This is a genomic window from Vagococcus sp. WN89Y (assembly GCF_052220145.1).
Taxonomy (GTDB): domain Bacteria; phylum Pseudomonadota; class Gammaproteobacteria; order Enterobacterales; family Enterobacteriaceae; genus Kosakonia.
Genome location: NZ_JBQPOM010000030.1, coordinates 58,671 through 78,186 on the forward strand (window position 1 = coordinate 58,671; position 19,516 = coordinate 78,186).

The 19,516-nt window shown below is 53.4% G+C and carries 25 protein-coding genes; 9 read left to right on the forward strand and 16 right to left on the reverse strand.

Annotated features, from left to right (window positions below):
* Positions 1–5 precede the first annotated feature (5 nt).
* The 3 genes from ACTU3N_RS12500 to ACTU3N_RS12510 all read left to right on the forward strand — a co-directional run bounded on the left by ACTU3N_RS12500 (position 6) and on the right by ACTU3N_RS12510 (position 2,850).
* On the forward strand, positions 6–308 hold the full coding sequence (locus tag ACTU3N_RS12500) for a PTS lactose/cellobiose transporter subunit IIA (protein WP_443086456.1): 303 nt from the start codon (positions 6–8) through the stop codon (positions 306–308).
* A 145-nt stretch (positions 309–453) separates the two neighbouring features.
* Positions 454–1,848 carry a carbohydrate porin gene (locus tag ACTU3N_RS12505; RefSeq protein WP_443086457.1) on the forward strand — a complete coding sequence of 465 codons (1,395 nt, stop codon included), beginning with the start codon at positions 454–456 and terminating at the stop codon, positions 1,846–1,848.
* A gap of 99 nt (positions 1,849–1,947) precedes the next feature.
* Entirely contained in the window at positions 1,948–2,850 is a 903-nt protein-coding gene (locus ACTU3N_RS12510; protein WP_443086458.1) for an EamA family transporter, read from the forward strand.
* Between the two features lie 24 nt (positions 2,851–2,874).
* Here ACTU3N_RS12510 and nepI read toward each other — a convergent pair whose 3' ends face one another.
* A complete protein-coding gene (nepI, locus tag ACTU3N_RS12515; RefSeq protein WP_443086459.1) occupies positions 2,875–4,050 on the reverse strand; it encodes a purine ribonucleoside efflux pump NepI in 1,176 nt (391 codons plus the stop codon).
* Positions 4,051–4,249: 199 nt separating this feature from the next.
* Between nepI and ACTU3N_RS12520 the strand changes: the two genes are divergently transcribed.
* Positions 4,250–4,612, forward strand: coding sequence for a hypothetical protein (locus ACTU3N_RS12520; protein ID WP_443086460.1), 363 nt, complete (start codon positions 4,250–4,252; stop codon positions 4,610–4,612).
* Positions 4,613–4,630: 18 nt separating this feature from the next.
* Here ACTU3N_RS12520 and ACTU3N_RS12525 read toward each other — a convergent pair whose 3' ends face one another.
* From ACTU3N_RS12525 to ivbL, 4 genes are all read right to left on the reverse strand, one after another.
* Entirely contained in the window at positions 4,631–5,083 is a 453-nt protein-coding gene (locus tag ACTU3N_RS12525; RefSeq protein ID WP_443086461.1) for a DUF1198 domain-containing protein, read from the reverse strand.
* A gap of 74 nt (positions 5,084–5,157) precedes the next feature.
* Entirely contained in the window at positions 5,158–5,439 is a 282-nt protein-coding gene (gene ilvN / locus ACTU3N_RS12530; protein WP_443086462.1) for an acetolactate synthase small subunit, read from the reverse strand.
* A 3-nt stretch (positions 5,440–5,442) separates the two neighbouring features.
* Positions 5,443–7,131: an acetolactate synthase large subunit gene (gene ilvB / locus ACTU3N_RS12535; protein WP_443086463.1), complete on the reverse strand. Its 1,689-nt coding sequence runs from the start codon at positions 7,129–7,131 to the stop codon at positions 5,443–5,445.
* A gap of 105 nt (positions 7,132–7,236) precedes the next feature.
* On the reverse strand, positions 7,237–7,332 hold the full coding sequence (gene ivbL / locus ACTU3N_RS12540; RefSeq protein WP_443086464.1) for an ilvB operon leader peptide IvbL: 96 nt from the start codon (positions 7,330–7,332) through the stop codon (positions 7,237–7,239).
* A gap of 13 nt (positions 7,333–7,345) precedes the next feature.
* Between ivbL and ACTU3N_RS12545 the strand changes: the two genes are divergently transcribed.
* The 4 genes from ACTU3N_RS12545 (at position 7,346) to emrD (ending at position 10,247) form a co-directional block, all read left to right on the forward strand.
* Positions 7,346–7,642, forward strand: a complete 297-nt coding sequence (locus ACTU3N_RS12545; protein ID WP_443086465.1) for a hypothetical protein — start codon at positions 7,346–7,348, stop codon at positions 7,640–7,642.
* Between the two features lie 201 nt (positions 7,643–7,843).
* Positions 7,844–7,933: a type I toxin-antitoxin system toxin TisB gene (gene tisB / locus ACTU3N_RS12550; protein ID WP_443086466.1), complete on the forward strand. Its 90-nt coding sequence runs from the start codon at positions 7,844–7,846 to the stop codon at positions 7,931–7,933.
* Positions 7,934–8,051: 118 nt separating this feature from the next.
* Positions 8,052–8,885, forward strand: a complete 834-nt coding sequence (locus tag ACTU3N_RS12555) for an EamA family transporter (RefSeq protein WP_443086467.1) — start codon at positions 8,052–8,054, stop codon at positions 8,883–8,885.
* A gap of 177 nt (positions 8,886–9,062) precedes the next feature.
* Positions 9,063–10,247 (forward strand): multidrug efflux MFS transporter EmrD, encoded by a 1,185-nt coding sequence (gene emrD / locus ACTU3N_RS12560; RefSeq protein WP_443086468.1) that lies wholly within the window; start codon positions 9,063–9,065, stop codon positions 10,245–10,247.
* Here the strand turns inward: emrD and ACTU3N_RS12565 are convergent.
* From ACTU3N_RS12565 to ibpA, 9 genes are all read right to left on the reverse strand, one after another.
* On the reverse strand, positions 10,244–10,900 hold the full coding sequence (locus tag ACTU3N_RS12565; protein ID WP_443086469.1) for a hypothetical protein: 657 nt from the start codon (positions 10,898–10,900) through the stop codon (positions 10,244–10,246). The genes emrD and ACTU3N_RS12565 overlap by 4 nt on opposite strands.
* Positions 10,901–10,927: 27 nt before the next feature.
* Positions 10,928–12,031 carry an anaerobic sulfatase maturase gene (locus ACTU3N_RS12570; RefSeq protein ID WP_443086470.1) on the reverse strand — a complete coding sequence of 368 codons (1,104 nt, stop codon included), beginning with the start codon at positions 12,029–12,031 and terminating at the stop codon, positions 10,928–10,930.
* A gap of 27 nt (positions 12,032–12,058) precedes the next feature.
* Positions 12,059–12,409 (reverse strand): DUF202 domain-containing protein, encoded by a 351-nt coding sequence (locus ACTU3N_RS12575; protein WP_443086471.1) that lies wholly within the window; start codon positions 12,407–12,409, stop codon positions 12,059–12,061.
* Positions 12,399–12,746, reverse strand: a complete 348-nt coding sequence (locus ACTU3N_RS12580) for a YidH family protein (RefSeq protein WP_443086472.1) — start codon at positions 12,744–12,746, stop codon at positions 12,399–12,401. The genes ACTU3N_RS12575 and ACTU3N_RS12580 overlap by 11 nt, the downstream gene beginning before the upstream one ends.
* An 85-nt stretch (positions 12,747–12,831) precedes the next feature.
* The gene (locus ACTU3N_RS12585) at positions 12,832–14,493 is read right to left on the reverse strand and encodes a putative transporter (protein WP_443086473.1); all 1,662 of its coding nucleotides are present in this window, start codon (positions 14,491–14,493) and stop codon (positions 12,832–12,834) included.
* 159 nt (positions 14,494–14,652) lie between these two features.
* A complete protein-coding gene (locus tag ACTU3N_RS12590; protein WP_443086474.1) occupies positions 14,653–15,045 on the reverse strand; it encodes a hypothetical protein in 393 nt (130 codons plus the stop codon).
* 130 nt (positions 15,046–15,175) lie between these two features.
* Complete coding sequence (locus tag ACTU3N_RS12595; protein ID WP_443086475.1) at positions 15,176–15,541, reverse strand: hypothetical protein; 366 nt, start codon at positions 15,539–15,541, stop codon at positions 15,176–15,178.
* A 147-nt stretch (positions 15,542–15,688) separates the two neighbouring features.
* Positions 15,689–16,117, reverse strand: a complete 429-nt coding sequence (ibpB, locus tag ACTU3N_RS12600; protein ID WP_443086476.1) for a small heat shock chaperone IbpB — start codon at positions 16,115–16,117, stop codon at positions 15,689–15,691.
* Between the two features lie 107 nt (positions 16,118–16,224).
* Positions 16,225–16,638, reverse strand: coding sequence for a small heat shock chaperone IbpA (ibpA, locus tag ACTU3N_RS12605; RefSeq protein ID WP_443086477.1), 414 nt, complete (start codon positions 16,636–16,638; stop codon positions 16,225–16,227).
* A gap of 310 nt (positions 16,639–16,948) precedes the next feature.
* Here ibpA and ACTU3N_RS12610 point away from each other — a divergent pair, with 310 nt between their 5' ends.
* Positions 16,949–17,278, forward strand: coding sequence for a YceK/YidQ family lipoprotein (locus ACTU3N_RS12610; protein WP_443086478.1), 330 nt, complete (start codon positions 16,949–16,951; stop codon positions 17,276–17,278).
* Here ACTU3N_RS12610 and ACTU3N_RS12615 read toward each other — a convergent pair whose 3' ends face one another.
* Both ACTU3N_RS12615 and yidA read right to left on the reverse strand, forming a co-directional pair.
* Entirely contained in the window at positions 17,279–18,493 is a 1,215-nt protein-coding gene (locus tag ACTU3N_RS12615) for a DUF3748 domain-containing protein (protein WP_443086479.1), read from the reverse strand.
* Positions 18,494–18,542: 49 nt separating this feature from the next.
* Positions 18,543–19,355, reverse strand: a complete 813-nt coding sequence (yidA, locus tag ACTU3N_RS12620; protein ID WP_443086480.1) for a sugar-phosphatase — start codon at positions 19,353–19,355, stop codon at positions 18,543–18,545.
* Positions 19,356–19,516: the final 161 nt, after the last annotated feature.

Genomic DNA, 19,516 nt, shown 5'->3' on the forward strand with positions numbered 1-19,516 from the left:
TTATTATGATCGAACTTGAAGAAGCGGTAATGGAGATCATCGTTAATGCCGGGCAGTCGCGTAGTCTCTGTTTTGAGGCGCTGCACGCAGCAAGGGAGGGCCGCATGGAAGAAGCGCGTAGTCTGCTGCGCGAAGCCGATGGCTATTCGCGCCAGGCGCACCAGATGCAAACTAAATTAATCGAACAGGATGCCGGGGAAGCCAGGCAACCGATGACATTAATTATGGTGCATGCTCAGGATCATTTAATGAACTCACTGCTGGCCCGTGAGTTATCAGAAGAAATTATTCATCTGTATCAGCGTTAAATGGAGAATCGATTACGGTAATTTTAATTAATCTGTACCCAAACATATAAAAGTAAATCAACTTGTTTTGATGATGGCCATATTTTCTGCCCTTTCAGAACGGGAAGGTTATTGTCTGAAAATAACTTATTAAATTGAGATAACCATGAAAATACAAAAACAACTTCCAGTGGCACTGGCGGTGATAGCAGCCCTTGCCTCAGGGACACTCTACGCCCAGGAATTTACTCAGGAACAAATAGATGCCATCGTTGCCAGAGCCGTAGATAAAGCACTGGCTGAACGTGACGCAAAAATGAATGCCAACGTTAATAAAAAAACGGACGTGGTGAGTGAAACAGCGACGACCGAAACAGCCAACGCCACACCCAGCCCGGAAAAAGAGATCCCTTACGGCGTGAAATTTACCGGCTACGCCCGCTATGGCGCGCATTTCCAGAGCGGCGATCAAAAATATGTCGGTGTCGACGGTTCTTATAATGGCGCATCGGCCATCGGCCGTTTGGGTAACGAAGGCAATGGCGGTGAGTTCCAGCTTTCTAAAGCGTTTAAGGGTGATAACGGCGCTATCTGGGACGTGAACGTGATGTTCGATCACTGGGGCGACGAGGTGAACCTGAAAAAAGCCTACGCGGGCGTCACTAACTTGCTGGCATCGAACCCGAACGCTTACTTCTGGGCAGGTCGCGACTTCCATCAGCGTCCACAACAGGGTATCAACGATTACTTCTGGATGACCCATGACGGCCAGGGCGGCGGGGTGAAAAACTTCGACATCGGCGGCGTGCAGTTTGATGTGGCCGCCGTCGCCGCGGTGGAGTCCTGTAACCCGCAAATCCAGGAAGATGAAGCCAACCCGTCGCGTATCACCTGTACCGGTAGCTCTAACGTCGGCGACAGAGGCAACTACGCGGCCACCTCTAAAATTCACGGCATGAAAATCGGGCCGCTCGATCTGGAAATTTATGCCAACTATGGCTTCGATTCGAAAGCTATTGAAAGCGACGATCGCCTGCGTGCCTGGCAGGGCGGCGTGGTGTTAGGCCATACCAACGACAGCGGCTTCAACCGCGTCATCGCGCGCTATTCCGATAACTCCGACAATAGCGTATTTAACAAAACCGACGATCTGACCGCAATTTATGCCAGCTTCGAAGGTCGCCACATCTTTACCCAGGCAACGCAGATAGATTATCTGTTGGCCTTCCACGATTACGATAACAGCAGAATTAAAACCGACAACCGTCGCAACTACGGCGTTATCGTGCGTCCTATGCACTGGTGGAACGACGTGCATTCTACCTGGCTGGAAGCAGGTTATCAGCGCGTCGATTATGACGACGGCGGCGATAACCACGGCTGGAAGCTGACGCTGTCGCAGAATATTTCCATCGCGATGGGCCCGGAATTCCGCCCAATGCTGCGCTTCTATGTGACCGGCGGCGAAGTGGATAATGACCGTACTGCACGCGTTAACGGCACCAACGATACCACGCTCGACTCGCTCAATTTCGGTGCCATGTGGGAGGCGTGGTTCTGATAACACCTGGAGGCGGCTGCCTGCCGCCTCCGGCTAAACCCGGTTCGTATGATATGCTTGATACCACAGTGATAAGTAGCAAGCAGGACTGGGTTTACAATGGTTTCCACAAAAAAAGGGATGTTATACGTACTGGTCGCGGCAGTTTTATGGGGGAGTTCCGGAGTTTGCGCGCAACATATTATGGCGACAAGCCATATCTCGTCGCCGTGGCTGACCATGACGCGGCTGTTATTCACTGGAGTGATTTTATTAACGCTGTCGTTTTTTCACGGCGATAAAACCTTCTCGATCCTGAAAAACCGCAAAGATACGCTAAGTTTGCTGTTTTTCTCGCTGTTTGGCGCACTTACCGTGCAGCTGACGTTCCTGATGACCATTGAGGAATCCAACGCCGCCACGGCAACCGTGCTGCAATTTCTATCACCGACGATTATTGTTGCGTGGCTGGCGCTGGCGCGCAAAGCGCGGCCCACCGTGCCGGTAGCACTGGCCATCTGCACCTCTCTGTTCGGCACCTTTCTGTTGGTGACGCACGGCAACCTGACTTCGCTGTCGATTTCACCGGCGGCGCTGGTGTGGGGCATTGTCTCGGCGTTTGCCGCCGCGTTCTATACCACGTACCCTTCGGCGCTGATCGCCCGCTACGGTACGCTGCCCATCGTTGGCTGGAGTATGTTGCTGGCAGGCTTAATGCTGACACCGTTCTTTGGCGGGCAAAGCAATGATTTTGTTATTGATGGCGGCCTGTTAATGGCCTTCTTCTACCTGGTGGTGATCGGCACGGCGCTAACCTTTAGCCTCTATCTGAAAGGTGCGCAGATGATTGGCGGCTCCAGAGCCAGCATCCTGAGTTGTGCCGAACCGCTCAGCAGCGCGTTGCTCTCCGTCGTGCTGCTTGGCGTCGCCTTTACGCTCCCGGACTGGCTGGGCACGCTGTTCATTGTCTCATCCGTGCTGCTCATTTCCCTCGACTCGCGCCGTAAAAGGGCGCCAGCCTGACGCGGTAAAGGGGCTTCCCGGCCCCTACGCTTTTTTCACCCGCACTTTGGCAGCCACCAGCAGCGCGGTCAGTAACATCAGGCTACCGGAGATAGCCAGCGGTGCCAGCAAGCCAAAGTGGTCCAGCGCTAAACCGCCAATCGCTGCACCACAGGTATTGGCAAGCTGAATAACAGCAACCTGAATCGACCCGGCTTTTTCAGCCTGATCGGCAAGCGAGCGGGTGATCCACGTGGACCAGCCTACAGGTACTAAGGCAAAGCCCAGCCCCCAGATGATGGCAATCCCCGCCGCAACCACTTTCTCGCTGCCCCACAGCATCAGCACCAGCGCACTGACCGCCAGCGTCAGAGGAGCCAGCGCCAGCGCCAGCTTCACGGAAAACTTCATCACCACGGAGGAGAAAGAGGTGCCGACAAAACTGGCGATACCAAAGCTCAGCAATACCAACGTCAGCCCGTCGACGCTGAACCCGGCAAGATTCATATAAACAGGCCGGATATAGGTAAAGAAGGAAAATTGACCGGCAAAGACCAGAAAAATCGCCAGCATCCCCGCCAGCACGCCAGGGCGTTTTAGCAGGCCAAACATGTTCTGGTGATGCTCGGTTTTACCCGGCAGCGACGGCAGCGCAACCCATACCCAGGCAACAGATGCGAACCCCATCAGCGCAGCGGCGTTAAACACATTTCGCCAGCCAATGATTCCGCCGAGAAAGCTGCCCAGCGGCGCGGCGATCACCAGTGCGATGGAAACTGCCCCGAAAATAACCGACAGCGCTTTAGGGATCAGGCGCGCAGGCACCAGGCGCATCGTCAGAGAAGCCGACATCGCCCAGAAACCGCCTAACCCTAAGCCAAGACAGGCGCGCCCCAGCAGCAGCAGAGTGAAGCTATTGGCGAACGACACCAGCAGGCAGGAGAGGGTGAGCAGCGCGGCAAAGGCGATCACCACGTAGCGCCTGTCCGCCGCGCGAATCACCGTGGTGATAAACAAGCTGGCAAACATGGCGACAAACGCTGTCACCGTCACGGTCTGCCCCGCCACACCTTCAGAGACGCCGAGTTCCTGCGCCATCGGTGTCAGCAGGCTGACCGGTAAAAATTCAACAGTTATCAGGCACGCCACGCAAAATGCCACGGCAAAGACGGCAGACCAGTTTGGGCGGGTCACCGTATCAGGAAAAGTTTGCTCGCTCATTTGTCTTCCGATTGTTGTTATTGGTGAAAGTCGCGCAGTGTAACATTCAAAATATGTGACGCCATTAACAATTTGGCAACTCTTTCATCCTCAGGCTCGCCCGGAACAAAGATCTGAAATTCAAGAAGCGAATTCTGAAAGATTATTAGTTCTATCACTGAGAAATTTGTATTCCGTTGTATACATAAGAGGGATGGACATGAAAATTGGTCATATTTTTTCTGCTCAGCATATTCATTCAGTGAATGACTCATTTAAAAAAGCAGGCCGGGCCGTCAGTCATTTTTTTCAGAATGTAATGAATATTAAGAATTCAAATGTAGAGAAAGCGCAGCAGCCCGCTTGCGAACCCAGAACAATACCCATGCACCACCGTATCGGTCGCAACGAAGGTGAGATGATAGGGGCTCGTCTGTACAGGATATTTGAAGCCAATGACAGATTCGATCGCAGCTATGGCGCACAGTCACCGCAGACAACTGAGCAAACGCTGAGACACGCTCTGAGTGAAGACATGGAAAAGGGTAAAAGAGTCTCCTTTAATAACTGGCTTTATAAGTAACCGCTAACTTTGCACTGGCTAATGCAGCCAGTGCACGCCTTCTTCGGGCAGAAACAGCGCGTTATATCGCATCTGAAAGTTATTCAGCTCGGCGGCATCCGGTTCCAGCTCGCGCAAAAAACCCAGCGCCAGGCGTACCTGGGCATCCGTAATTGGCGCAGCCAGCCGGGCTTTTTGCAGCACGCGGTGCCAGTAGAGCAAATTTTGCTCGCTGCTATCAACAATACATACCTGCCAGATAAGCAGCACCTGGGCGGCATTTTGCAGGTGCGCTTCGTCCGGGCGCGCCAGATAGTGCAAAAACTCGCTGCCTGCGGTTTTACCCATCTGATCAATCATCGACTCCACCGGCACGGGCTGAAGAGTAAGCCTGTCGGTCAGGCGACGAATAGCGCGGCGAGTATCAGACGTTAACACCCGGAAACCGACGACAAAAACGACAGTCAGCGTTGCCAGCATCAACCAAATCATAATCCCTCCCCGCCGTGAAAAAGAGGCTCATCATACGGGGAAAACCCGCGCAGCGCTAACTGCGCAGCGGGCGCTTATTCAAAAAATAGCCCCAGCTTGTTAAAGACGCCCGGATCGGTTTGATGGCGGATAATTTGCACCACATCTTCCAGTTTATCGATCTGGCTGACCATCTGCTCCAGGCGCTGATCGTTTGCCACAAGTAGCCAAATCCGGCTGTGCTCGCCATTTTGTAACGGCAGGCAAAGGATGCCCTCAACGTTAAACGCCCGGCGGGCAAACAGCCCACAGACATGCGTCATCACACCCGGATGGTTGCGCACGGTGAGTTCGAGAATGACGTTTTCATTTTGCATGGTTTATTCCCCCACCATTTCAGTATTTGCCGCGCCCGGAGGCACCATCGGGTAAACTTTTTCCTGCTGCGCAATGCGCACATGCACCAGCGCCGGGCCAGGCTTAGCAATGATCGCCTGCAAGGCCGCCAGCGGATCGGTTTGGGTATTCAAATCGCAGGTTTGCAGGCCAAAACCTGCGGCAATTTGCATAAAATTAATCATTCCTGGATACGTCGCCGCAAACACGCCCTGCTCATAGAACAGGCTTTGTTGTTGATGCACCAGGCCCAGCGCTTCGTTATTCAGCAAAATGATTTTTACATCGAGATTGTTTTCGGCGGCGGTCGCCATCTCCTGAATATTCATCATCAGGCTGCCATCGCCGGAAAAACAGATAACTTTGCGCTGCGGGTTTGCCAGCGCCGCACCAATGGCGCTCGGTAGGCCAAAACCCATCGTTCCCAGGCCGCCGGAAGTCAGCCACTGGCGAGGCCGGTTCAGAGGATACGCTTGCGCAGCCCACATCTGATGCTGGCCCACATCGGTGGTGATAATTGCCTCATCATCAACACATGTCGCCACCGCCTGGATAATGCCGTAATGGGTAAGCGGATCGCCTGCCTGAGGAATCGGGCAAGGAAACTCCTGTTGCAGCTCGCTAATCAGTTTGCGCCAATTTTCGCGCGGCTGAGCAGTGACCTGCGGGACAAGCGCATCCAGCACCTCACGCACATCTCCCTGGATTGCCACATGCGCCTGCTTGATTTTGCCAAGCTCTGCGCGGTCGATATCCACGTGGATAATCTTCGCGTTCGGGCAGAACTGCTCCGTTTTGCCAATCGCCCGGTCATCAAAACGTGCGCCTAACACCACCAGCAAATCCGCTTCCTGCAAAATATGGTTGGTGCTGCGCGCGCCGTGCATGCCGAGCATCCCCAGCGACAGCGGATGATTCTTCTCCAGCATGCCCAGCGCCATCAGAGTCATTGTGGTGGGCAGGTTTGCTTTTTCAGCCAGCTCGCGCACCTGCTGCGGGGCATCAATCACGCCGCCGCCCAGGTAAAGCACCGGGCGCTGCGCGGCGTTAATCATTGCTGCCGCCTCGCGTACCCGGATGGCGTCAAAAGCAGGCGCTGGCGCTTTAGCACCGGGTTCCGGCAACGCGCTGAGGGTAATTTCCGCCGTCTGCACATCTTTTGGAATATCAATCCACACCGGGCCTGGGCGGCCAGACTGCGCAATACGAAACGCATCGCTGATAACCTGCGGCAGCTCGCTGATGTCACGTACCAGGTAGTTATGTTTGGTAATGGGGATGGAGATGCCGTAGGTGTCGACTTCCTGAAAGGCATCGGTGCCAATCATTGAGGTCGGTACCTGGCCGGTAATGCAGACCAGCGGGATAGAGTCGAGACGGGCGTCGGCGATAGCGGTGACCAGATTAGTGGCCCCCGGCCCGCTACAAGCCATACAGACTGCCGGTTTGCCCTCGGTGCGCGCCATGCCCTGGGCGATAAACCCTGCGCCCTGCTCATGGCGCGCCAGTACGTGGCGAATCTGTTTGCTCTGGCTTAACGCATCATATAACGGGAGAACCGTGCCGCCGGGTATGCCTGTCACCGTGGTAATGCCCTGGCGCTCCAGTAAATGAACAATCAGTTGCGCGCCGGTAAAGCGCCGGGGTTGAAATGTTGTGCCTGAACTTGCCATGCTCCAGTCCTTTTTCTTCTGGGCCGACTTTCCAGGCAGGCTTAAACGAAAAACCCCGCCCGGTTTGCGCCGGCGGGGTTTTGGAATCGTGTGTTGACCCGGACCCTACGGCGCTTTGCCGACGACCACCACACGCACGACGACCACCGCGGCGTGATGCGCGGTTTTTAGTAGGTTCATCGTAGTGATGGAAGTGTTCATTAGGGGCCTGTCTGTGATGTTTGCAACGATATTTATACAAGCACAGCTTACGGCTACCGACAACCGCTTTTTTTACGACGGCGGAAATTTGCGCGGCGGATCACGTTCGCCTGCACAGGCGCTGAAAACAAAAAACCTCGCCGGAGCGAGGTTTTCAGCAGGTCTTTTACGGCTGGTAACCGCAAAGCACACTGCGTTACATCAACATCTGAAGTATATGTCGAATCCGCAGCAGGCACAAATTTTAGGCATTTTCATGCATTTTGAGTATGGAACATTAAGACTATTTTCGCCAGAGATTACTGTATAAAAAAACAGTATCCAGCTATACTGTTTCCGTTAACCAGTGTGGGGGCCGCACTTCTACGGCGCAAAAAGTCCTGGCTGAAACGGGTGGTGCCGTCAGTACCTTAACCCCTTAAGAGCACACTGCGTTACGTCAACAACACGGCTGATAACAGGCAGCGGAAAGGTACGTCAGCCGGTGCTCCTAAGACCACAGGAGACGCGTATGGGTGAGATGGAGCTGGTTGTTCTTATCCTGAAACTCATTGTTGCATTACTGCAACTGCTTGATGCTGTCCTGAAATACCTGCGGTAATTCGGGTTCAAGCCGCACCGGAGGGGGGCGGGCAACCGCTCCCCTTCAACAAACGGATTCTGGCATCTGCGTTGGCGGCTATGTTACATTTTAGTGACAATCCGCTACTGACGCTGCCATGACTATTTCTGTTTTCTGCATTCTGCTGTTTGCCGCGCTGCTGCACGCCAGCTGGAACGCCATCGTCAAAGCAGGCAGCGATAAGCTTTACTCCGCCATTGCCGTAAGCGGTTTTTCTGCGCTTATTGCCCTGATTTTGCTCCCTTTCTCTCCTCAGCCGTCCCTTGCCAGCGTGCCTTTTCTGGCAGCATCCTGCGTTTTACAGGTGATTTACACCGTACTGGTTGCCAAAACTTACCAGGTGTCTGATATGAGTCAGACCTACCCACTGATGCGCGGCACCGCACCCTTATTGGTGGCGCTCATCAGTGTTCTGATCCTGGGCGACACGCTATCGCTCGTCGCATGGAGCGGCATTGTGGTTATCTGTTTGTCGATTCTCGGTATGGCTTTTAATGGCCGTCACCAGGCGCGCCGGGGAATCTGGCTGGCGCTGTTGAACTCATGTTTTATCGCAGCCTATACGCTGGTGGATGGCAGCGGCGTGCGCCTTGCCGGTTCCACGCTGGGTTATACCCTGTGGACGTTCTTTATGAATGGTTTTTGTCTGCTGCTCTGGGCGATGCTGGCACGGCACCAGGAGATTTCGCGCTATTTAGTCGCTAACTGGAAAAAGGGCTTGCCGGGCGGGATCGGTACGATGGGTTCTTACGGCCTGGCGCTCTGGGCCATGACGCAGGCACCGCTAGCTGTCGTAGCGGCGCTGCGCGAAACCTCCATTCTCTTTGGGGCCGTCATTGCCTTTGCGCTGCTCAAAGAAAACGTTGCCGGGCTGCGCATCGTTGCCGCTTGCGGCATCGCCGCCGGGGCGATTTTGTTACGCCTTTCCTGAAAAACACTGGCAAGTAAAGTTGCCGAATATTGTTTAGATTTCCTGCCTGGCCCGTCACATTCTTTCCTGCGCCTTGTAGTGGTTCCGCACTCTTTATATGGTAGATTCCTCTACCGGAAAGGCTTTATTACAGCACCATCTTCTATAATTACCCATTTTTCAGAAGTAATCAGCGACATGAAAAGAGAAAGAAGCGTCAACTTACTATTAATGTTGGTGCTGCTGGTGGCCGTCGGTCAGATGGCGCAAACCATTTATATTCCGGCCATCGCCGATATGGCGCGCGATCTTAACGTGCGCGAAGGCGCAGTGCAGAGCGTGATGGCGGCCTATTTGCTGACCTATGGCGTATCGCAACTGGTTTATGGCCCGCTGGCCGACCGCCTGGGCCGCCGCCCGGTGATCCTCGCCGGGATGACCATCTTTATGCTGGCGACCTCGGTTGCTATCACCACCCATAGCCTGGTGATGCTGATTTTTGCCAGTGCGCTACAGGGTGTCGGCACGGGCGTGGGCGGCGTGATGGCGCGAACACTGCCGCGTGATCTCTACTCCGGCACCGAGCTACGCCACGCCAATAGCCTGTTGAACATGGGCATTCTTGTCAGTCCCCTGCTTGCGCCGCTGATCGGCGGCGTACTGAATACGCTGTTCAACTGGCGCGCCTGTTTTATGTTCCTGCTTCTGCTCTGCGTGATTGTGACCTATAGCATGGCGCACTGGATGCCTGAAACGCGGCCAAAAGATGCGCCGCGCGTGCGTCTGCTCGCCAGCTACAAAACACTGTTCGGTAGCAGTGCTTTTAACTGTTATTTACTGATGCTGATTGGTGGGCTGGCGGGCATCGCTGTGTTCGAAGCCAGTTCCGGCGTGCTGATGGGCGGAGTGCTTGGGCTGAATAGCATGATGGTGAGCATTCTGTTTATTCTGCCTATTCCGGCGGCCTTTTTCGGCGCGTGGTTTGCTGGCCGTCAAAACAAACGGTTCACCACCCTGATGTGGCAAGCAGCGCTAAGCTGCCTGGTCGCCGGTATCCTGATGTGGATCCCTGGCTGGTTAGACGTGATGAATATCTGGACGCTGCTGGTTCCCGCTGCGCTGTTTTTCTTCGGTGCCGGGATGCTTTTCCCGCTGGCGACCAGCGGTGCGATGGAGCCGTTCCCATTCCTGGCCGGTACAGCTGGTGCGCTGGTTGGCGGCCTGCAAAATATGGGTTCTGGCGGCCTGGCCTGGCTGTCTGCGCATTTGCCGCAGAACAGCCAGTTTAGTATCGGGATGCTGATGACGCTGGCTGGCCTGTTGATTGTACTGTGCTGGCTGCCGCTCGCCTCGCGCGCTGCTCATCATCAGCAGGCGGTTTAGCCGCCTGTTTGCGGGGGTTTTTGCAACGCCATGCGAATCTCACTTCCGCTCGCTAAGCCGTAGTCACAATAGGTTAGCCCATTATTTAACGTCGGCTGACGCGCCGTGTTCAACTCTTGCGTCACCGTGCTGGCTTCATCCGCAAACGGATCGTACCCCTCCCATTGACAGTTTGTACGCGAGGGTGAGCAATATTTCATGCTGGGAATATCATAGCTATCGATGATTTGCTGCGTTGCCACGATATTCTCCGGTTTTGGGCACACCGCCGCAGCCTCCCTTGTGCGATTGCCAGCACCGGTATTTGCTACGGTAAAATTTCCTTCCGCCACACTTGCCGATGCTTCAGGTGGAGGATTAAACGGTTTGGGCTGCTCTGCGTCATAACTGCGACGCACCGCGACCGTGACAACAGAGCCAATCGCACAGCCCACCAGCAGGCCCGCAACTATTCCACCCGCCAGACGTTTGAATTTAAGCGGCCGTATCTCTCTGTTTTCAATTGGTTCAGACGCCACATAAGAGACGTTCTGTAACAGCTGCTCGCCGTCTTGCTGATGCGGCGCACTCCTTGCGGGCGCAGGAGGGGTATGTTGCAGCCAGTTATTATGTTTCCCGCTGTGAAGACGATATTGATTGATGGTGTTTGGCATAACGCTCTCCCTGGTAATGCCTGACGGTTAATGTTGCTGGCGAAGTGCGATCATCAACTCCATGGGCGATCGCCTCTGGCGGAGCAAGTCGCGCATCGCGCACATATGTGGCGCGGTATAACTAAAGAAGTGTGCATAACCTTCGCATAACGCGCTTTTGCCCTGAATAAAACGGTGCTTCGGGCAATCGCCACGGCACAAGCGCAGCACATCGCAGCGTCGGCAATCATCACATAAACCGCTCTTCTTACGCATTCCAAAAGCGCTCACTTTATGGCTGGCATTAATAACGTTTATAGGTATTTGATGCAGGTTGCCGAGCCGATACTGTGGATAGACGTAGTGATCGCACGGGTAAAGATCGCCGTTCGCTTCCATTGCAAAGGCGTGCCCGCAGGTTTCACCGAACGTGCACATCTGCGAGGGATAACCGCTCCATACAGCGAGCGTGGAATCAAAGAGCTGAATATAGACCCGGCCAATATCGTTCCTTGCCCAGAGGTCAAACACCGTGGTAAGAAAGTTTCCCCACGCCTCACCACTGACCGATTCAGCAGATAAATTCCCCTGCGCGTCCTGCTCGACCAGAGGAATAAACTGAAGAAACGGCGTGCCGAGTGTTCGCAGGTAACGGTACAGGCGCTGCGGCTGCTGGCTGTTGAGGTTGTTGACCACGCAGAGCAGGTTAAAGGCCACGTGATGCTTCTTCAGGGTTTCAATGGCGTTGATGACGTGATGATGCGAGGGTTTGCCGCGACGATTTACGCGATAAACATCGTGCAACTCTGCCGGGCCATCAAGCGATACGCCGACTAACCAGCCCTCTTGCTGAAAAAAACGACACCAGCTGTCGTTCAGTAATATTCCATTGGTTTGAAACGCATTTTCAATCCGCTTTCCGTTAGCGTATTGCTTTTGCAAAGCTGCCGCGCGCTGAAAAAAGGGCAGGCCACACAATGTCGGTTCGCCGCCTTGCCAGGCAAACTGCACAATATGCCCTGGCTGCGCCTCAATCTGCTGGTGAATGAATGCCTCCAGCGTCGCGTCATCCATCACCTTTTGCTGCTGTTTTTCAAGGTAGAAACAGTAGCGACAGTTCAGGTTGCAACGTGAGCTGGCAGGCTTAGCCATAACGTGACAGCCTTGCATGCTGATCCCTCAGAAAAGTAAATACAGCTGATGTATGTGTGTTACAGCAAACAGCAATGCGAGGGAAAAGACCCCAAGAGAGATCAAAAATTTGTCACGTATTGCGCCAGATTGGGCAAAATCGCTGCGATCGACGTCCATCACGATACGTTTTCGCGTGTAGCGCCAAAGAATAGCCGCCACCAGCGCCAGTACCGCCAGCGAAATCCAGAACGGTAAACCGGACTGTTGCCAGTTATGCCTGACCGCCAGCGCCATCAACGCGCCATAGCCGAGCAATGTGCGAAACCACGCAAGCGAGGTGCGTTCAGGCTGCAGACCGGGATCGGTTTCGCGGCGGATTTTGCGCCTAGTCGGCATACAGCACCAGTACCATGACCATCAGCGCAACCGCCAGCAGAATGATGCTTATCAGCAGCAGTGCGCGTGTGTAGGGCAAATCCTCTTTCAGACGCATCGCTTTTTCGTTACGCAGCCAGCGCAGGTAGCCATACAGCGCCAGCGCCCCGGAAAAGAAGCACAGCAATAATGCCAGCGTTTCACGGATGAGCGGGGTCGCGAATTCAGGCGCCAGCTGATCCAGCCCAACGCCCGCCGCGAGAAAACCCAGCGCGGTACGGATCCATGCCAGAAAAGTACGCTCATTAGCCAGTGAGAAACGGTAATCCGGCGCTTCGCCAACGCGGGATATTTTCATTGATGCTCCTTATGGTATGCCCCGGAAACAACGTAGCGGATATGTTTCCACTGTAGCAAATCATTTTGTCGCACCAAATGGCCTGCTAACCGATGCCCCAGAAGAGGACGGCCAGCAATTGAGGCGTAATAATGCGCAGAAACATCACCAGTGGGTAAACCGTGGCATACGAGAGCGCGGCGGCACCGCTGGTGGGATGCAGACCATTAGCAAACGCCAGCGCTGGCGGGTCGGTCATGGAACCTGCCAGCATGCCGCACAACGTCAGGTAATTCATCTTCGCCAGAATCCGTGCCAGCACGCCCACGGTAATCAGCGGGACGGCGGTAATAAAGATGCCATAACACATCCATTTCAGCCCGTCCCCCTGGGTCAGGGTGGCGATAAAATCACCGCCGGATTTCAGCCCCACGACCGACAGAAACAGCACAATGCCCAGTTCACGCAGCGCAAGGTTAGCGCTCGGCGGCATAAACCAGTACAGCTTGCCAATACTGCCGATACGCCCAAGTATCAGCGCCATAATCAGCGGCCCGCCTGCCAGCCCTAGTTTCAGCGCCGCCGGAAAACCAGGCACAAACAGCGGTATCGAGCCGAGCAAGACGCCAAGACCGATACCAATAAACACTGGCAGCATCTGGACTTGCTGCAATTTTTGTTGCGCGTTGCCCACTTCGTTAGCCACCGCATCAATAGCCGCCGGTCGCCCGACCAGGTTCAGGATATCGCCAAACTGCAGGCTGGCGCCGCTACTGGCAACCAGCTCAACGCCTGCACGATTCAGGCGGGAAATCACCACGTCGTAGCGCTCTTTAAAGTGCAAATCACGGATTTTTTTCCCCAGCACTTTTTCGTTGGTCACAACGACGCGCTCCACGCGCAGATCGGTACCGCGTGTCGATAAAGAGGTGTCAACTTCCTGCCCGATGACCAACTGGGCATTATGCAGATCGGCCGGAAGCCCAACCAGATGCAGCAAATCCCCGGACTGGATGAGCGTGCCCGGCGCAGGCACCATCAGCAATTCTCCTCGTTTTAACCGCGAGCAGATAATTTTGTCGCTGTTAAGGATCGGGACATCCTGAATCGCCATATTATTGAGATTGGGGTTTTCGACGCGAATATTGATTGTGCGTATAAGTGAAGTGCCGTTGCTCAGGGTGGCATCGTGCCGCCGCGCTTCCTCATCAACATTCACCCGGAACACCACGCGTAATAGCCACATGGTGAGTAAAATCCCGCAGATACCAAACGGATAGGCCATGGCATAACTCATCCCCATCGCGTCAACCAGCGCACCCGGCGTACCCAAATCATGCAGGATCTGCTGACCGGCACCAAGGGCAGGCGTATTGGTCACGGCACCGGAGAAGATGCCAAGCACCACCGGTAATGGAATCGCAAAGAGTTTATGCAGAATTGCGGTCACCAGACCGCCGATAATCACGATAAGAATGGCAAATAAGTTGAGCCGCAAACCCGAAACGCGCAGCGAGGCAAAAAAGCCCGGACCGACCTGGATGCCGATGGTATAAACGAAGAGAATGAGGCCGAACTCCTGCACAAAATGCAGCATTGGGCTGCTCAAGGCTATGCCAGCCTGATCGGCAAAATGCCCGACAATTATCCCGCCAAACAGCACACCGCCAATGCCAAAACCGATGCCGCGAATTTTTACGCTGCCAATCCATAACCCGACAACGGCAACTAAAGCCAGTACGCTTACCGTTAACGCAATATCACTCATGATTCTTTTCCCTGTACATGATGACCAACAGGATTTTGGCAGAGCTGTAAGGGCTTGTATGGGTGATGGCGCACATGTTGCCGCGAAAATTGCAGCTGGAAGGATTAAAGGCGCGCCCGATGCGATCGTCTGCTGCGGGCGCGAAATGATAACTTAACGTTATGCTTTATCAAAAGAAAGGCTGGCCTCCGGCATAACAGGCTGCTGTTGCTGCTGCATAGCGGCTTTCATCACATCATGGCGGTTGGCGAGCTGCGCCATCAAGCCGGAGACGAGCAACGTCGCGCCAATGGTTGCCGCTGGCGGGTTAGCGGTAATACCGCCAACAAGCATGGTTATCATACCCACGGCAATAGTGGCTTTCGGGTGATTACGCACAAACTGCACCGGGACATTGCATACCTTTTTGACGAAATCGACAAAAGAATGGACGCGCTTGCCAGCCTTCGTTTCAGAGAACTGTGCGTACTTTGCCTCAGCACTCTTTTTCGCGTTATCCAAACCAGCAGAAGCATGGTTATAAGCATTCGTTACGGGAGCCGGAATTTTCATATTATCACTTTGATTATTCGTAAAAACCGCAGTATAGCGTGCGGCAGGTTAAAATAATTACATATTCCAATCCTTTGGTTTTGAATAATCTCTGAACAGTTATTTCAGCGTAATTAAGCAACCCGAACAATTAATCATTATTTAAGATAACGTCAATATTCCGGTATATTTCTCGTGCATAATAAATATGTTTATAAAGAATAGAAACATTTGCAATTGCAAAGAGTTCATCAGAATGCTTTTTCACATGCTGTAAGTCTACAAGTGCTTTATCCATTTTGTTTTTATATATATTATTCAGCATCTTATGCGAACAATGCGCGGTGTTTATATACGCAGCCATTCCATGATCGCCTTTCAAAACAGCGGCATTTCTCACGCTTTTTATTAAGCGAATAAACCTCGATGTATAAGTGGCAGCTTCGGATGCTTTATATGATGGAAGCTCTTCGCTTATTTTACGTTGTGCAATATTAGATGAGTTATTAATTAACATGGTGACCTCCTTATGTATTAAAAAACAGTAACGGCATATCTCCTGGAAAAGTATTAAAAAACAATTCCGATGCCTGTCTCTGTATACAAATGAGATCTCTATCAACAAAAAAGGCTCCATTTCTGGAGCCTTTTAACCAATTTACGCTTAGCTATTTAACGCAGGCCGTTCGCTAATGGCGATACGCTGCGGCGCGGCGACTTCCGGCACATTGCGAGTCAGGTCGATATGCAACAGCCCGTTAGTAAAGGTCGCGCCAGCAACTTCCATAAATTCAGCCAGGGTAAAACTCAGGCTGAACGGCTGGATAACCAGACCCTGATGCAGCCATTTTGGCTCATTGGTCGGTTTTTCCGGTGTACCTTTCACCGTCAGGCGACCATTTTCCAGCTGAATATCCAGCTCTTCCCGGCGGAAACCTGCCAGCGCCAGGGTTATGCGATAGTGGTTGTCATCACCCTTTTCAATATTATAGGGCGGAAAAGTTTGCTGTTCGTTTGCGGTTTGCAGTGCGTTCGCCAGTTTGTCAAAACCGATCCACTGACGCATGAGAGGTGATAAATCAAAGTTACGCATTATGTTTCTCCTTCTTAGAAGCGAGTGAAAACTTACGAGCGCGATGGCTCGCATATGCTCCCTGTCGGCGAGCATGTTTTGTGGGCCGCGTACGCGACCCGACGCAATTAATTAATTTCGATACGACGCACTTTTTTCTCTTCCGGGATAACACGCTCAAGCTCGATATAGAGCAGGCCGTTCACCAGGTTAGCGCCCTGAATATGAATGTTTTCCGCCAGCTGGAATTTCCGTTCGAAATTACGCTCAGCGATCCCCTGATAGAGATAGGTGCGTTCTTTCTGTTCCGCCGCGTGGGAGCCTTTCACCACCAGGTGGTTATCCTGCGCGGTAATCTCCAGCTCATCTTCGGCAAAGCCCGCGACAGCGATAGCAATGCGATAGTGGTTTTCATCCACTAATTCGACGTTGTACGGAGGGTAACCGCCGTTGCTTTGGCTTTGGCTGTTTTCCAGCAGATTAAACAGACGGTCAAAACCGATAGCAGAACGATACAGCGGAGAAAGATCGTAGTTACGCATACATAAAACTCCTGAAGTCAGCGAGGTTGTCACATGCCTTCCAAAATGGACAGGCAAGCTAACGTAGCCAAACACCCTTCCGGCATGTTCCCGGGCTACATTCCTAAAATGTGGCTTTAGAAGAGCATTTCAAGGGTTAAAACTGACTTTTTTTTGCACTTTCGTCAGTAATGCATAGACTTGGGATCACAGCACATAAAGTTAAAGTGCGAATGCCGCCACAGAGCGGAGCACGAACGCTATCCCTTTCCTTTGCGGGAAGCTATAAACACTCAGGCAGCGTTCACACTGCATTTAACGATGATTACAGATGATGAAAAATACTCTTATAGTTATTACGTTGCTCGGCGCAGTGGGGTTGTCGGGCTGCTCAAGCGTAATGTCCCATACCGGCGGGAAAGAGGGAGTTTATCCCGGTACGCGTGCCAGTTCATCGATGCTGGTCAGTGATGACGCCGGTATCGGTATGAAGTCCCTCGCGGCGCTGGATTTACCTTTTACCGCAATTGTAGACACGCTTCTTTTGCCGTGGGATCTTTTCCGCCGTGATAACTCGCTAAAATCACGCGTTGAGAAAAGCGAGCAGGCTAACCTGGCGACCAATTCAGTCATTCCGCCCGCGGCCCTGCCTGTACAATAATTACAGGCCGGTTTCCGTTATCCATAGCTGGCGGAAGCCCTTCGTCTCTTCCATCCAGGCAATTTTTTTACCGTCCGGCGAGAACACAACCGCGTCCGCTGATGGCGGATTTCCATGATCGACCGTCAAAAAGGTGATTTCGCCGCTTCGGGCATCACACCGCGCCAGCCGGTTATCCAGCACAAAACCCAGCGCATTGCCGGATGGGTGCCAGTTGAACGCCGACTGAATACCGCCGGTGGTGTGGGTTAATTGCCGGGGTTCGCCGCCGTTCGGGCTAATCAACCACAGCTGCACGATGCCCTGATTATCGCGCATTAAAAACGCAATCTCTGTCGCCTGGGGGTTAGCGCGCACCCAGTGGCGCGGCGCAGTGACAAGGCCAGGAAAAGTATGATGATGGGTAAATGTCAGGCGCTTTTGCACCACGCCCTGCGGCGGCGTCGGCATTGTCTCAGCCGTTCCCCGGCCAGCGCTCTTCCAGCCCTGCTCATCGGTGGGTAAATCAACGATAAACAGCTCCGGAACCTTTTCACTCTTGTCTGACAGCGTGTCGCCAATAAATGCCAGCCGTTGGTTACCGACCCATCCTTCTTCATAGGCACGATTGATTTCATCACTGCCCGGCTGCGGCTCAGGCGTGGTACGACTGACCAGCACACACCAATGGCTGCCACTGTATTCACGGGGATGCGAACAGGGTGGAACCACCGGGCCATACGGCGCGGCCACGCCGACATTGCGCAAATCAAGCGCCGGATCGCGCTCATGCAATACATGGTCGTTATAAGTAAAGCTGACGTATTCACCATTAGGGCTAAACACGTGCACATGCGTGCCGCCGCGCAATGCGCCCGACGTATAAGGCGCGGTGATATCCATAGCATCCAGGTTCCGTGCGCGATGCTTTTCCAGCACCACACCGCGACGATGGTGAAAATCATAGTGCCAGCTGGCATCAGGGTTTTCCGGGCCGTGTATGAAAACGTATTTTTCAGCCAGCGGACTCACCGTCACAACGCCCACATGCGCGCCATCCGGTGCGGTGTACAGCACTTCCACATCGCCGCTGTGCACATTGACGCGCTCAATCGTTTTCCCGGAAAACGAAGCCCCGCTGGGGCGCACATCAAATACCAGCCACTGGCTGTCCGGCGTCCAGGTATTGATATTGGTAAGCTGATGATTGCGCGGTGCGAAGGTAAGTTGTTTCATAAAGAACCCTGATGCCATAGTGTGGCCTCAGGGTATAACAGGGAAAGGCTTAGTTCAGCACAAACTTCTCGATGGCCCAGGCGACGCCATCTTCCAGGTTAGATTTGGTCACGAAGTTAGCCACTTCTTTTACAGAAGGAATAGCGTTATCCATCGCCACGCCCATACCGGCGTACTCGATCATCGCGATATCATTTTCCTGATCGCCAATGGCCATAATTTCTTCTGGTTTGATATCCAGCGCCTCGGCCAGGGATTTCACGCCCGTGCCTTTATTGACGCGTTTATCCAGTATTTCGAGGAAGTAGGGCGCGCTTTTCAGCACCGTGTATTTCTCTTTCACTTCCTGCGGAATGCGGGCAATGGCCTGGTCGAGGATGGTCGGTTCATCAATCATCATCACCTTCAGGAACTGCGTTGCAGGGTCCATCTTCTCGGCTTCGCAGAACACCAGCGGAATGGTGGCCACATAAGATTCATGCACCGTGTAATAGCTGATATCACGGTTCGCTGTGTAGAGCGTGTTGCGATCGAGCGCGTGGAAATGGGAGCCGACGTCGCGGGAGAGTTTTTCCAGGTAGCGATAGTCGTCATAGCTCAGTGCCGTTTGCGCCACCGTGCTGCCATCTTTTGCGTTCTGGACCAGCGCACCGTTATAGGTGATGCAATAATCACCTTCCCGCTCCATATGCAGCTCTTTTATATAATTTTGCACCCCGGCGTAGGGCCGACCGGTGGTCAGCACCACGTTGACGCCGCGTTCACGGGCAGCAGCAATAGCGTTTTTAACCGCAGGAGAGATGGTGTGGTCCGGCAGCAATAAGGTGCCGTCCATATCGATTGCAATAAGTTTGATAGCCATGAGTTCCCCAGGTGAGAATTTTCCATCTCCATGCTAACGCGATTCCGCTCAAAAAACAGTACAGCGATGTCCTGAAAAGGAGGATGGAAACAGGGCGAAAGATTCCTCATTTGAATAATTCATGCATAAAAAAGCCCGGTAACGCGAAGCGTACCGGGCCT